The sequence below is a fragment of the Nocardia sp. NPDC057440 genome (genome assembly GCF_042802915.1).
In the GTDB taxonomy this organism is placed as follows: Bacteria; Actinomycetota; Actinomycetes; order Mycobacteriales; family Mycobacteriaceae; genus Nocardia.
The window spans coordinates 467,987-480,791 of sequence record NZ_JBHVDF010000002.1 but is presented as its reverse complement, the minus strand read 5'-3'; the positions used below and the strand labels follow the sequence as shown (position 1 = coordinate 480,791).

Annotated in this window: 18 protein-coding genes and 1 pseudogene; 3 read left to right on the top strand and 16 right to left on the bottom strand. The window is 57.9% G+C overall.

Annotated features, from left to right (window positions below; translation table 11 throughout):
* Positions 1 to 673: 673 nt before the first annotated feature.
* The 16 genes from ACFU4Z_RS05335 to ACFU4Z_RS05260 all read right to left on the bottom strand — a co-directional run bounded on the left by ACFU4Z_RS05335 (position 674) and on the right by ACFU4Z_RS05260 (position 9,678).
* Entirely contained in the window at positions 674 to 1,180 is a 507-nt protein-coding gene (locus ACFU4Z_RS05335; protein WP_379059922.1) for a hypothetical protein, read from the bottom strand.
* Between the two features lie 28 nt (positions 1,181 to 1,208).
* On the bottom strand, positions 1,209 to 1,445 hold the full coding sequence (locus ACFU4Z_RS05330) for a hypothetical protein (RefSeq protein ID WP_379059921.1): 237 nt from the start codon (positions 1,443 to 1,445) through the stop codon (positions 1,209 to 1,211).
* 245 nt (positions 1,446 to 1,690) lie between these two features.
* Positions 1,691 to 1,849, bottom strand: coding sequence for a hypothetical protein (locus ACFU4Z_RS05325; protein ID WP_379059919.1), 159 nt, complete (start codon positions 1,847 to 1,849; stop codon positions 1,691 to 1,693).
* Between the two features lie 480 nt (positions 1,850 to 2,329).
* Positions 2,330 to 2,590: a hypothetical protein gene (locus ACFU4Z_RS05320; protein ID WP_379059917.1), complete on the bottom strand. Its 261-nt coding sequence runs from the start codon at positions 2,588 to 2,590 to the stop codon at positions 2,330 to 2,332.
* Between the two features lie 284 nt (positions 2,591 to 2,874).
* The gene (locus ACFU4Z_RS05315; protein WP_379059914.1) at positions 2,875 to 3,072 is read right to left on the bottom strand and encodes a hypothetical protein; all 198 of its coding nucleotides are present in this window, start codon (positions 3,070 to 3,072) and stop codon (positions 2,875 to 2,877) included.
* 444 nt (positions 3,073 to 3,516) lie between these two features.
* Positions 3,517 to 3,750: a cold-shock protein gene (locus tag ACFU4Z_RS05310; RefSeq protein WP_379059913.1), complete on the bottom strand. Its 234-nt coding sequence runs from the start codon at positions 3,748 to 3,750 to the stop codon at positions 3,517 to 3,519.
* Positions 3,747 to 4,052: a hypothetical protein gene (locus ACFU4Z_RS05305; RefSeq protein ID WP_379059911.1), complete on the bottom strand. Its 306-nt coding sequence runs from the start codon at positions 4,050 to 4,052 to the stop codon at positions 3,747 to 3,749. Before ACFU4Z_RS05305 ends, ACFU4Z_RS05310 begins: the two co-directional genes overlap by 4 nt.
* Complete coding sequence (locus ACFU4Z_RS05300; protein WP_379059909.1) at positions 4,052 to 4,213, bottom strand: hypothetical protein; 162 nt, start codon at positions 4,211 to 4,213, stop codon at positions 4,052 to 4,054. Before ACFU4Z_RS05300 ends, ACFU4Z_RS05305 begins: the two co-directional genes overlap by 1 nt.
* Before the next feature lie 276 nt (positions 4,214 to 4,489).
* Positions 4,490 to 4,885, bottom strand: coding sequence for a hypothetical protein (locus tag ACFU4Z_RS05295; protein WP_379059907.1), 396 nt, complete (start codon positions 4,883 to 4,885; stop codon positions 4,490 to 4,492).
* 23 nt (positions 4,886 to 4,908) lie between these two features.
* Positions 4,909 to 5,166, bottom strand: a complete 258-nt coding sequence (locus ACFU4Z_RS05290; protein WP_379059905.1) for a hypothetical protein — start codon at positions 5,164 to 5,166, stop codon at positions 4,909 to 4,911.
* A gap of 818 nt (positions 5,167 to 5,984) precedes the next feature.
* Positions 5,985 to 6,275 (bottom strand): hypothetical protein, encoded by a 291-nt coding sequence (locus ACFU4Z_RS05285; RefSeq protein ID WP_379059904.1) that lies wholly within the window; start codon positions 6,273 to 6,275, stop codon positions 5,985 to 5,987.
* A 931-nt stretch (positions 6,276 to 7,206) separates the two neighbouring features.
* Complete coding sequence (locus ACFU4Z_RS05280; RefSeq protein WP_379059903.1) at positions 7,207 to 7,977, bottom strand: hypothetical protein; 771 nt, start codon at positions 7,975 to 7,977, stop codon at positions 7,207 to 7,209.
* A 4-nt stretch (positions 7,978 to 7,981) separates the two neighbouring features.
* On the bottom strand, positions 7,982 to 8,185 hold the full coding sequence (locus ACFU4Z_RS05275) for a hypothetical protein (RefSeq protein WP_379059901.1): 204 nt from the start codon (positions 8,183 to 8,185) through the stop codon (positions 7,982 to 7,984).
* 89 nt (positions 8,186 to 8,274) lie between these two features.
* Positions 8,275 to 8,517: a hypothetical protein gene (locus ACFU4Z_RS05270; RefSeq protein ID WP_379059900.1), complete on the bottom strand. Its 243-nt coding sequence runs from the start codon at positions 8,515 to 8,517 to the stop codon at positions 8,275 to 8,277.
* Positions 8,518 to 8,520: 3 nt separating this feature from the next.
* Positions 8,521 to 8,679, bottom strand: coding sequence for a hypothetical protein (locus tag ACFU4Z_RS05265; RefSeq protein ID WP_379059898.1), 159 nt, complete (start codon positions 8,677 to 8,679; stop codon positions 8,521 to 8,523).
* A gap of 384 nt (positions 8,680 to 9,063) precedes the next feature.
* The gene (locus ACFU4Z_RS05260) at positions 9,064 to 9,678 is read right to left on the bottom strand and encodes a hypothetical protein (protein ID WP_379059897.1); all 615 of its coding nucleotides are present in this window, start codon (positions 9,676 to 9,678) and stop codon (positions 9,064 to 9,066) included.
* 734 nt (positions 9,679 to 10,412) lie between these two features.
* Here ACFU4Z_RS05260 and ACFU4Z_RS05255 point away from each other — a divergent pair.
* The 3 genes and pseudogenes from ACFU4Z_RS05255 to ACFU4Z_RS05245 all read left to right on the top strand — a co-directional run.
* Complete coding sequence (locus ACFU4Z_RS05255; RefSeq protein ID WP_379059895.1) at positions 10,413 to 11,180, top strand: recombinase family protein; 768 nt, start codon at positions 10,413 to 10,415, stop codon at positions 11,178 to 11,180.
* Positions 11,177 to 11,530: a hypothetical protein gene (locus tag ACFU4Z_RS05250; RefSeq protein ID WP_379059894.1), complete on the top strand. Its 354-nt coding sequence runs from the start codon at positions 11,177 to 11,179 to the stop codon at positions 11,528 to 11,530. Before ACFU4Z_RS05255 ends, ACFU4Z_RS05250 begins: the two co-directional genes overlap by 4 nt.
* 24 nt (positions 11,531 to 11,554) lie before the next feature.
* Positions 11,555 to 12,628 (top strand): annotated as a pseudogene (locus ACFU4Z_RS05245) (glycosyl transferase); the annotation flags it as partial.
* Positions 12,629 to 12,805 lie beyond the last annotated feature (177 nt).

Below are 12,805 nucleotides of genomic sequence, written 5' to 3'. Positions count from 1 at the left end.
CGCTAACGTTTCAAACCCCCTAGCCAGTCACCGAGACCCGATCGTTATCTTTCTGGGTGGAAGTTGATACATCACCAAAAACAGTCTCGGGGTTGGGTTTTCCCCTACTACTAGGGAGTAAGTGTCGGGTCCGCTGACTTTTTATGACTGATCGGATGATCTTGAATGCGATGTCCAGGTCCATGATCAATTCCGGCGGGCCCCATCCGACGACAGCGGCTTCTTTCATGCTGGACGGTCTGGTTAGGATCACGCACCACTGATTGGTCGGCCGATATCTGAACCAGCACATTTTCCGGACACCCGATCTGGTCCGAATCTGGACAACCGATCGCCCGTCCAGTCTGTTAGGTGTCGGCATCCCAACCTCCCAGCATCTCAGCTGCGTCCCAGGCTCCCGTGGGTGTATCGGTCGCCCAGGTCGGCGAGGGGGGTCCGGCGTACACAGGTCCGGGGCGCGAGATGGTCAGCTGTAGTGAGTGCCTCTCGGCCAGTGCGGCCCGGATCATCGCAAGAGCCTGCGGATCGCTCTCGATGACGGCTAGGGCCGCGAGCACTTCATTGCTGTCGTGAGCGATGTGCACCAAAATTTGTTGCCGGTGCTGCTCCGCCTTCTTTCGTTGCCATATGAATCTCATGGCTCATTCGTTTTCCTTTCCTTTTTTGTGCCGGGCTAGATGAATTCTTCGAACTTGATTCCGAACAGGTACTCAAGATCCTTGATTTTGTCGCGAAGCTCCCCAGCCCACCCAACCATTTCTTCGCGGGCATAGGCGCGGTCGTCCTTGTCTTGATCCTCGTCCAGCCAGGTTTCGGAGTGGTCCTCGAAGGACCCCCATGTGCTCGCAAAGTCCGACAGGCTCGAGTCGATCTCCTCAGCCTTCTCGTGTGCCGCACGGATCGTCTCAATCGCTTCAGTGATCACGACAAAGGGATTTTCACGCGGGCCGTTCGGGTCTGCTGGGTCGACTGGAGTCGAGAAGACTTCGAGCGGCTCAGTATCTATATCGAGGTCCATATCGTAGATGGATGTGAGATTCTCCCGGAGCTCGTCCGCCTTCTCCGCCCATGATGCGATCTCTTCGCGCAGTTCCTCCACTTCCGCGCGTGAAAAACGACCGTCATCCGCGATGGAATTCAAGACCTGCGTTGTCGTACGTGGCTTTCGCGTGGTAGTCATTTCTGATCTCCTGTTCTTTTACCGGGGCCTAGTCGAGTGCCAGGCGCTTACGAAGTGCTGAGGGGCCGTCATCTTCGACGCTGATAATCGTCGCGAGAACGTCGTACCCATTTTCCTTCGGGTTCGGCCTCAACACTTCACCCCAGCGATGATTGTTTGGGTCGGCCGTGTGTTTCGGATACGCCTTCTTGCCGTACTGGGTGCGAATAACGCTTTCGACCGAGCGTCCGCGAAATTCTCCGTGGTTGGTGCGCACCGTGATCATTGTCGAAACTCCTTCGGGTTGGTATACGGGTCGAGAAATTCACTCGGGGGTTATTTCGATCCATGTGACGGATTTGCCGACCGGGGCGCAGAGATAGCGTTTCTCACAGGTTCGACAGGCCCGTTCGTATTGCCCGTACAGGTCGAGACGCACTTGAGAGCTACAGCACGGCGTATGAGTCAGTACGGTCTCTTGACTCCCCCACGGCCGGGCCCGAGTAACCAATGCGGTCATGACTCACTCCTCTACCAACAGGTCCAGATTTTCGGGGCCCAGTGCGCGCGCAGGTCGTTCTTGGCTTTCCATTTCGCATCGGCCCGGATGTCCGCGAGGCTTTCAATGCCGTAGTTCATGCGCCACGACTCGGGATCAATGTCCAGCGTGAATTCGATCTTTACTTTCATTTCACCGCAACCTTTCAATGTGAGAGTATTCAATAATCTTGCGGACCGTTCGCGCCATCGGGGGCCCACTAGGTATCTGACCGATCTTGCGCGCCACCAGTGGAGATCCGACCGCCCTGCAAAACGCGATGGCAAGCCCTTTCACGACCATCCACAGCGTTCGCAGGATCACGAAGGACACTAGCGCCATCGCGGCGGTTACCAGTCTGATCACGGATTCTGCTGTGGAAATCCAAGGGGGCTCGGGTTCCGCAGTGTCGGCAGGGCTGGTCGGCTCCGACTCGGGCTCTGGCTCTTCGGGTTCAGCTACGGATTCCGGCCCGCTGTCATCGCCATTGGCAGGCTCGGAATCCGCAACCGACTCTGGGAGACGCTCCCCAGGCTCTGGTCCCTCTACGGGCTCATCAGGCACCAAATCCGCTGCGCCTGCCTCGATTACCTCAGGACTGCCACGCGCGTGACCTATCCAGACTCGGGTGGTCATGACGGGCCGCAATCGTCGAGCGTGGCAACGGCTTCCGTCCGGTCGTGGTGTTCGCGGATAACTGCTTCGGCTGCGTCGCGGGCATCGTCCTCATTGGAGGCTTTACCATTCCCGATGTCCACACCTGTCCAATCCGCTATCCACATATAGCCCTCTGTCAGCATGTATATGTTGGCGGTGTACTCCTGGATATGAAGGAATTTGTCGCCGTTGGGCCGGTGCTGCCATTCTCTGTTGTACGTGTATGTGAGTTTCATGATTTGCCCTCTCCAGGCGAGTTGCTTATTGAATAGTTATGACTGTCGCCGCAAGTGACTGAGTCCGCTGTTCACGAGTTCTTGAATTGCTTGCTCGCGACTAATCCCATGGAGCTTGGCGTATTCTTCAATCTCGGAGAGCCTTGCCCAGGTGGAGACGTCTATGATTATCGGGTCCATTGTGGTGCACCTTTCTCGACTGGCTGTTGCAGTGCCCTAGTGACCTATGACGGTCCACGCCTACGCGCTAGGGCTGGAAAATCACTGAGGGTTCGCGATCGGACTCATTTGCCTTGCAAGCTAGAAAGCAACTTCGCTGGCGTGAGTCCCGATATTTGAATTCCGACCTCCATTTCATCGATATATGCGGTAACCCACAGACCATCCTCATCAATCAATTCGACGGATGACAGTTTCGCCTCGATGCTTCGCGCCCATCCATCACCATCAATGAGAATGTCTTTGCCTTGATATTCCTGCATTTCTGTTCCTCCAATCGGTTCAAGTCGACAAGGTTGCGAATAGTCACTTAGAGTGCAGCGTGAAAACGACCGTGTATTCCACCTTGCCTGGCGCTGTTGTGTGCCCGTTTTGTGCTGTAAATGCACATGAGGCCATCAGGCGATATTGAGTGTCCAGCTGCAAATCCTGTACGACCGAATGCCATTGGTAGTTGGACGGGATTATTGGATGACTGTCCGCGTAGTTCTTTTTCCCCTCCACGTACGCGCCACACGCCATGTCGCCAAGGACAACCGCCCGTACCGACTCTGACAGCCGAAGTGACCAGAACAATTTGTTTCCGGCGGGATCGTAAATGGCATCCCCCGTGAAAATGCCGTGCTCTCCGTCGTATCGGTACGAGGTTGCCGTAGGTGTGAAATCCGCGACCCCTGGCTTTGCTGACGCGGGACCAGCGAATGCGGTCAGGATTGCCAGGACACCGGCAGTGACAGCTGAATGCGTGAAGCGCGGCATAGGAATTCCCCCTGTGGTGTGTGATCAATGTCGACGTCGACAGGTACGCCCTCGGCAATGTCATTGAATTCGGCGTTGTCGAATGCGGATAAATGGAACCAGACGAGAGTTTCATCCGGTAGCTTGATGACACCAGTGCCCTTTGCTGGATTCCAGCGCCAGATGGTGCCTTGAGAGGTCATTGATGTACTCCTTTCATTCCCACGCCTTCATTGGAAACTCCTTCGGGGGTCGCGTTGATGGCATCGTTCAGGGCGTCCGTGCCCGCTTCCGTTCTGTAGTAAAGCGGCGCTTCGGGGCGATCGGAATAGCGGCTCGCGATGTAGCGGTTCGCGTACCCTTTGCGCACCGCCCTGTAAAGAACGTCTCGCGATCCTCCGGCCTGTACGATTTCTCCGGCGGTAGTGCCTGGGTGAATAATCCCCTCGTATTCGTACAGCGCGTTCAGGACGGTTCGCATTTGTGAAGTCATTTTTCGTGCCATTACTCAAGCTCCTCGGCGAGGTTGACCAGTTCTCGCAAAGCGGGCAAAGCTTCCCCGAGATCCGACGCGATATCTTTCGGGTTGTCGCCCGTGGCAATATCCTTGATGAGCTTGACCAGATCACTCGCTACGGCCTGGGCATTGGTAATGGTGTCATTCATTCGGAAATCCTTCGGGGGTATGTAGTCGATTGGTTGTACATGGTTCCAGCTATCGGAGGTGCCATCATCTTTGAGTACGCGGTACTCGAATGAGCCATCGTTGTACGCCCCGGCTAGATTCACGATGGTCGCAGTGCCCTCTGTGTATGCATGAGGAAAACGCTCGCTCCATCGGCGCACTCGGGTACCGGCCGGAAGTGGTCCGTGGTCGCGAGAGTCGTAGGCGTTTACTTCAAAACTCCTTCGGGGGTCGAAATATGTGGTGCCCGAGATTTCTCAGCGCAGTTGATTGAGAGCCGTAAATAGGTTGGCCAGGAATTCGTTAGGCACTACCAATGGGCCGGACCAGTGCGACGGCGTAACCCGGACTGAGACATTCCCTTCGCCAATCGAGTCACCTTGATCGAGAGTCGAATCTTTGTCCTCGTCATACCAGGTTGCATCCCCGTGCTTCCAACCATCTTTCCAGAGGATATGGTCGAGGTCGTCAATGGTCAGTGGGTCGCCTGGTTCGTACGGGGAATCGCTACCTGGCGCGAAGAAATCCATCGGGAGCGACTTCACCTCCACCGTTTGATTGAACCCGGTAATCGTCACTCTAGCCTTTATGGATATAGCTTCCGGGTTGTACGGGTCGAATTCCGCGTAGAACACGGCACTGTCAGAACTCACTTCAAAACTCCTTCGGGGGTCGATTAATCCTTGAATTCGGGCAGTTCGATTCCGATGATGGCAAGCTCGCGAGGATCGAAGTCACACAGCGCGGCCCTGATGTCCTCGATTCCCTCCTCTGCCGCTTCGCGCCTATGCTGTGCATCCGTGAGTTCTACCGCCGCGTGCCTCTCGTCCCTCATGGCGGTAGCGTGCTGCTGCTTAAGGGTTTCTAGTCGCGAACGTAGGCGATTGAGCATGGCCACTCGTTCGTTCTGCGTCATATCAATTAGCCGCTTCATTGCGCTCCTTGGTTAGCCGCTCCCAGTCCCTCCGAATAGCTCGCCCTTCCGCTCTGGTGTCCTCATCCATCCCCGAATCGGTGAACAAATCGGCGTAGGATTCCATGTGATCCAAGAGCGCCTTAACGGAGACATCTACCAAATCTCCGAAGTCCGCTCGATACCCACCGCCCCATCGCTTCATATCAGGCTCGGGAATCTCAGGGCATTCGTTGTAGAACTCGGTTGCCGATGGGTCGAGGCATGCCCAGAATGTTTTGCCGCTTACGTAAACCCTCACGACTTTGCCTCCCATGGCTCCCATTTGCCACGCCCTGGCTGTTCTACGGACCTCACGGCAATGAGCGGGCCAGGCCATCCATTCGCGGAATCGTATATGAAGGACCTCTGGAATCCATCTGGTTCCGGTACGAGTTGTACTGCGCGACGGCCGGTTTTATGAATGTCGGTTATATGCATTTCCTGGTGAGATCCGCTGCCAACGATTTGTATGCTGATACCGTCCGTGCTGCGACATATCCACCAACGTGCGCCCGATTCGTCCTTCACGGCATAACCTCTCGTGCAGCGTCGTTGATCGGGTCAATTGCAGTGAAGGTGACTGCGTCCGTGCCATACTTGCGCCTAAATGCTTTGCGAGCGGCCATGGCGAGTGGTGTCTGATCGGACTCGGCAATACTGAACTCGATAGATCCATCGGGCCCGCTCGCACGGTATCGTTCGGTCATGCTCGGCTCTTTTCTATCCGTTACGGGTTGTTGTCGTGGCCCTAGTTGCCTATGACGACGTACGGCTAAAACCGCTAGGGCCTAAAATAATTAGAATGTGGCGCGAAGCGCGTTTGCTACTTCCATCCAATCGACACGGTTGTAATCGTTGTAAGCCATCTCTTGGCGAACTTCCCCCGCGAGAGCCATGGGGCCCCAACTTCCACCGGATTTGATGATCGGTTCTACGAACCTCCGAAGAGCCTCCATATCATCACTTTTTGCCAACTCTGCCGCGTGTTCGGCTATGCGCACCTGGCGGTCTTCGATTGTGATATATTCCCCTTCGCTGACGAGCCAGGTAGCTATCATGTTGGTAACGTACTTTTCGCGATCGTTCATTGCTGTTCCTTTTCGTTGCGGGAGGTTGTTGTCGTGCCCTAGTTGCCTTTGACGACGTACGGCTAAAACCGCTAGGGCCTTAAATCACTCGGGGTTCGCGTGCTCGTGGGACGGCCAATTTCTCATTGCCTCTTGATGTATGAGCCGCCAGAATTTTGATGGATTACGCGGCCTCCATCCGGCCGAGATTGCATCTTTTTCGGATGAGCGGTCGATTAGCGACTCCTTGAATCGCTTCGCCCCGCGCTGGCCATCTTTGCGGATGTTGGTCCCCCACAGAATCGCCGAGTCCAGAAACCAATCCTGACTCCCGCGTCGCGAGTAGGTTAGGTAGATTGTCCGAGGAAGCCAGCCATCAAGCCCTTCGGGTTGCGCAAGGACTACCGTGATCCTCCGTGTTGACACCAGTACTGTCGTGTCTTCTACCGTGACACCATTCATGGCTGAGATCCTTCGTTGCTTGGCGAGTACCCGAATTCGAACAGGCTGTTTCCGTCCCACCAAACATCCCGTGCGGGCACGTCGGCCCAAACGACGGGAAGGTCTAGGGATTCGTTCGTGGGGTGCGCGCCTTCTCCTCGGGCATAGTTCTCTGACAGGCTCACCCAGTCACCGGGATTAATTGCTTCTACACCATCGGGAACCGATCGATAGATGCGAACGATCTGATCAGGGTTGCCACGTGCCGCTGTGATGGCCCGTGCGGTTGGCGCGTTCTCTCCTCCGTGATGGAGGTCCGGTCTCTCGTAAACGTCGGCCGTATGAGCGTTCAGGTCCCACAGAGGTACGGCGTAGCCATCATTGGATGTTGGTGCGGTGTGCTGTATCCGATAGTCATTCATTACCAAAGGGCCTCTCTATGTGTTCGTGATCAATTGCTAGTGCCCTAGTGACCTATGACGGTCGTACGCCTACACGCTAGGGCTGGTACCTACTCCGCTGCTGCACTCTCGCCGAGGATGTCCGAGATGATCTCCGCGAGCCGATCAGAATCTACAGACCAGGAGTCGCCATCGAATTCTGGGGAGTCGTTTTTGTACATCCGCTCCAGAGCTTGTCCGAGTACGCCGTTTTCTTGATCAACCGAGAGTTCTATCCACTTGTTTTCGACTTCGTCAGAGAACTTATCAACGACGTCGCTTCGCACGAAACTATCCCAGTCCTTCTCGATAGTCTCTTGCTCGATTACCCCGCGTGTGTCGCCATCATCGATATAGCCGTGTTCGATCAGTGTGTCGACACAATCCACCAATGCATCCGACACCAACATATCCAGGCCGATACCATTGCTTCCCTTGAATATCGGCACATATACCGACCGGCTGAACTGTGTATCGAACACTCGAATTTTGGAATTGTCTGCCCAGTACCCCTTGCTGTCGTATGATCCGTAGTTCTCGATAATGTGCCGTGCATTGACTTCGTCGCCCAGAGAGCCATTCCTGGTACGCTCGTCATGCACGGTGTGCGGAACCTCTACCCAAAGCTGAACGCGTCGTGCAATGTCTTCCTCGGCCATCTCTGCGAGCATTTCGCGCAATGCGTCCAAGCCCATTCCCTTGCGCGTTTCACGGATATAGTCGAGCACCTTGTTTTCCCACCGCCACACAATCGAGTAGTCATCCCCGAGCGCGGTGATTTTCAGGTCTGCTCCAGCTGGTGAATCTGCCAGCATTTCGTAGAGCTCGGCTCCTGTTGTCATGGTCTTACTTCCCCTCTTGTGCGTTCTCCAGGGTGAATTGCAGACGTTTCGGTGTGACAATTTCGTAGGAGACATGCTCTGGCACGCGATCGTAGAAATCGAGGTCGCTTGCTTTCCAGTCCGAGATGATCTCGTTGGCATGGTCGAAACTGGTCGCCTCGATATCCATGTCCACGCTGCCGTCTACGCGTCGAATTGCCCTGATCATTGGTCTACCCCTATCGGTTGGCGGTTTGTCGGTTGTTGGTGCCTTGGCGGCCTATGAGACCACGCCACGTACGCGCCAGGGCTAGATGATTAGTCACGCCACGCTGGGCCGTTGGGAATCCACACAACTGGCTCACCGTTGATATACCGATGCCAGGCGACTTGCTGGTCGATACGCTCGGCCTCGGTCCGGTTGTTCCGCAACATCTCCGCCACGGCATCATCAATACCCGGGTCGGTGCCGATTACGTCCAGCCATCGCGTACAGATTCGGTCATTGACCTCGCGCAAATGGCTTGCGCGCTTGTCGAGTTGTTCCAGATATGTACTCATCAGTCACTCACTCTCGACGGGTTCAACAGATTCTTGCGTCGCCCGTTCGCGTTCGATCAATTCCGGATTTAGGTACGCCTCTGCGATCTTTTTCCAGAAATCTCGATCATGTTCCAGCTTGGTGTAGAGCTTGTTCAGTTCATTCAGTCTGCGGTAGCTCATCAGGTGCCCTCCTCGTGGTCCATTTGCTGGTCTAGCGGATCGCGCCCTAGTGACCTATGACGGTCGCACGCCTACGCGCTAGGGCTGTGAGTCATCCTCGGCTGGCTACGCGGCAGTGGTCGAACAGGTAGCTGGTCCCGTCTGGCGTGGCGAATCCTCCGAGTGAGTAGTCGACGAGTGCGCCTGGATACCGAGCTTCGATCGCGTCGGGAATGTCCTGCCCGCTCGGGCAATCGATCACCAGGTCTGGCACGTCGTTGTGAGGTCTGCGGACAACCAATACGTAGGACATGGTCATTTCCCCATCGTTCGTTGCTGGTTTATCGGGTAGCGCCCTGGCGACGTTGCGAGCGTCCACACCTGAGAGTGCCAGGGCCGTACAGGTCAGTAGTGTTGGCCAGCCTCCTTGCTGACAATGGTGCGCGCAAGCGAGTCTGACATGGCCGGTCGGATGATGGACCGGAGCGCGTACAGCTGAGGGAAGCTCAATGCCCACAAGGCATTCACGAACGTTGTCCGGCGTATGTACGCGTCGGCGTCTGCCAGGGGTCCGCTGTCGAGGAGGCCATCGTGGATGTCTGCGTAGTGGCCGAAAGAGTCATGGTGGCCAGTCAGTTTGGCAGACTCGCACGCCCGGTCCAACGCTTCCAGCCGGTAGCCCAGTGGCTTGTCCAGCGAGACTCGTGCGCCCGGTCGGTAGGTGAAGTCTTGGCCACCGGTACGTACCTCGATGGCGGCAGGCTGAACCACGATGAAGTGCAGCCGTGTCCAGTCGTTGGCAAATGCGCCCGTCTCGAGCAAGCGCGCTGGTCCGTCGTAGCGAGCCACGCTGTACCGACGCTCACCGTTGGGCATGAGGATCGCAATAAAACTGAAGAGCTTTCCGTTCAGCCGACGTGTCCAGCTACGGGTGGAGCCGTGTCCCGCCATAGGCGCAGGTTGATGCGTGATTGTTCCGCGCGGCCCAAAAGCAGGCACTTTCGTCTCGGTAGTGTCCATTTCGGGTGCCTCCTGAGTGGCTGTTCGTTTCTTGCTTGACCACCAAACTACGCCCCTGCACCGCCTTGGCAACACTCTTTTAGATAACAGATAGATAACGATGCTTGCACCTCACATACCACTGACCTGCACCAGATACAGCCATGCATCCACACGCATGCCTTCCTATGCACACGCACAGCACAGCACTGCATACACACAGCTCACAGCCACACACGCACGCCATAGCCACGCACTGCACACCTACTGACCACACGCACACCACAGCCACGTACAGAGCCAGCTAGGACAGCCGCACAGCCCATGCCAAACGCGTTTGTGCAGCTCAACAGGTGTTTCAACATGATTCGTGTACGTTCGTACCACATGACACTCAGTGCCAAGTCATGGTGTGATGCCTGTTTCCCCAGCTTGCACGCCGATTATTTGTACGATCGCACCATTTCTACTGATCAGTAACTAGATGTGAGAGCAATGAGCATGAGAAGCACGGTAGGACGTGACAGAATTTGCCCAGTTCAACAGTCCATTTGTGGTACGACCGTACAGACACGGGGGGGTGGCACTCGGTGTCATTAGGCTCCCCTAAGCACGACCCCGCCTCGCGCCATTTCTCTCTCAAGGATGGAAATTCCAAGACTTAGTGCCCTGACCTGCGGTTATTGGATACACCATGAGTAGAATTTCGCAAAATCTGTTGTAACTTTCGCATTCTTGGCGTACCGTTTTAGGCTATGACGAGCGAAAATCAGACGGACCTTCCTTCCCGCCGATCTGCGCTCCCTAAATCTCCCGGGCGTGTCGCCTACGGATATCGCACAACCCCTGATGGTAAGCGCATCCCGGCACCCGGCGAGGCTGAGGTTGTGCGCGAGTTGATCACCCGGGTCGCAGCGCGGGAATCACTGGTCGGGGTGGTCCGGGAGTTCGAAGCGAGGGGCCTGGTCGGGCGTAGCGGGAAACCTATTAGCCGGGTGTCGGCGGCTGCCATAGTCAGGAATGAGACATACGCGGGGCATCGCCCGGAAATAGCGCCAGCGCTGGTCGACGAAGAGACATTCGGTGCGGCACAAAAGGAGCTGGACTCAAAGAAGCGGCACGGAGAAGGCGGGGACTCCGGGGCGAAGTACTTGCTGACCGGGATAGCGCGGTGCGGGGAATGCGGGCGAACTCTTCAGCACACGACCATTGCGAGCGCTGGAGTAGTCAAGGACCATTACCGCTGTTTTGTCCGGGGGGACCACACGATCGCCAGGTCTCAGGCGTGGCTGGACAACATGGTGATAGACGAGCTCATGCGAATGTTGCCGGACGCCAAGCCGGGGCAGCTCCTCTATGATTTGGCGCGCGATCCACGACCACGAGAAGTCTGGGCAAGGCTGCCTTTGTCGCGTCGCCGTGCGATCATTTTGGAGTCGCTCACCGTGGAAATCCTCCGGGTAGGCCGTGGAAAGTCCGGGAGCGCCGAGGGGATTCGCCTCACCAGGAGGGTGGCAACATGAGCACGATCCAGATCACCAAGGCTCCAGTCGATCTCGCACGTGGGGTTGTTCGCTGGTGGAGTCTCAAGTCGTCGGCAACGCTCGGCAAGTGGCGATCCCAGGTGCGCGACCTCCGCTGGTCCAACTACGCCCGCAAAACCTACTGGGCCTGGATGCCCGGAGTGATGATCATGGTCCGCATAGCGGTAGGTCTTTATCACCTGACCAAGCTGGCACTGATGACCGTAGGCGTGCTGGTGGCCCTGCTCTTCCTTCTTGAGTGGACCGCGCTCGCGCTGGTGGTGTCGCTCGTGCTGATGGCGATTCAGGCGTTTACGCGAGGTCGAGCCGGGGCAGCCGCTTCCTCCTGATCTGCTGTCCGGAGTGTTGTGTAGTACCAGTACTACACGGTTGCCCTCGCTCCGGCCGTCGCCGCATCGGCCGGTGCGGGCGCGGTGCTGCTCTGGCGAGGTCGGCACCGATTGTGGGTGCGACTGGCCTCAGCGCTGGCCGTTGGACTCACCACGACGACTGCGTGGATGTTGTTGTCGCGCAGTGCGAGCTTCGTGCCATGGCTGAGATGGGCCGTGCTGGTCGTCGGCGTGATCGCGACAATCGCCGTCGCGTTCCCCGCGCCCCGGAAGCTCGCGATCGCGTCGGCTTTGGCTGTCGCGTTCGTCGGGCTGGCGGGGCCGGTCGCTTACACCGTCGACACTATCGCGACGGGGCATGCGGGGGCGATTCCCTCCGCAGGGCCCAATGTCGGCATGGGCGGGCATCGTCCACCGTGGGGTGAGGGAGCATTCGGGATGAACGGTCCGGACGGCGGCGCGATGCCGGGCGCGGACGGGCGGAGCTCGCAGCCCAACAGCCGGATTCCGAATGGTGGTGGGCGGACCGACGGCGGATCTGCCGCCGGACCGAACGGTGCGCCGGGGATGCGTGGGGGCGACACCACACCGGATGGCGGCGCACCCGGCGGCGGCACCGCACCCAGCGGCGGCGCACCCGGCGGCACCGCACCCGGCGGCGGCATGCCCAGCGGCACCGCACCCGGCGGAGGCGTACCCGCCATGCAAGGCGGCCGAGGCCAGGACGGCGGGCCCGGCAATATGCTCATGGCCAGCAAGCCGAGCGATCAGGTGGTCGCGAAGCTGGAACAGAACGGAAGCGACTACACCTGGGTCGCCGCCGCGGTCGGTTCCAACAGCGCGGCTGGGTTCCAGCTGGCCACCGAACTGCCGGTGATGCCGGTCGGCGGCTTCAACGGCAGCGACCCGTCACCCACCCTCGAACAGTTTCGACAGTATGTGGCCGAGGGAAAGATCCACTACTTCATCGGCGGCGGCCGCGGACCGGGTTCCTCCGGCACGTCGACCAGCGCCCAGATCGCGCAGTGGGTGCAGGAGAACTTCACTGCTGTCGATATAGACGGCGTCACGATGTATGACCTGACAGTCGTGCGCTGAAACACCGAGATCCGAGCGCACACGGGGTGATTCGCCCGCTGCCGCGGTCGTGTGTGCCGGGGGGGGGGGGGGGCCCCCCCCCCCGCCCCCGCCCCCCCCCCCGGGGGGGGGGAGACCCGGTCGTCGCGCGACGGGCGGGCGCGGGGGGGGAGGCCTGTCAGCTTCGCCGCGCCCCCA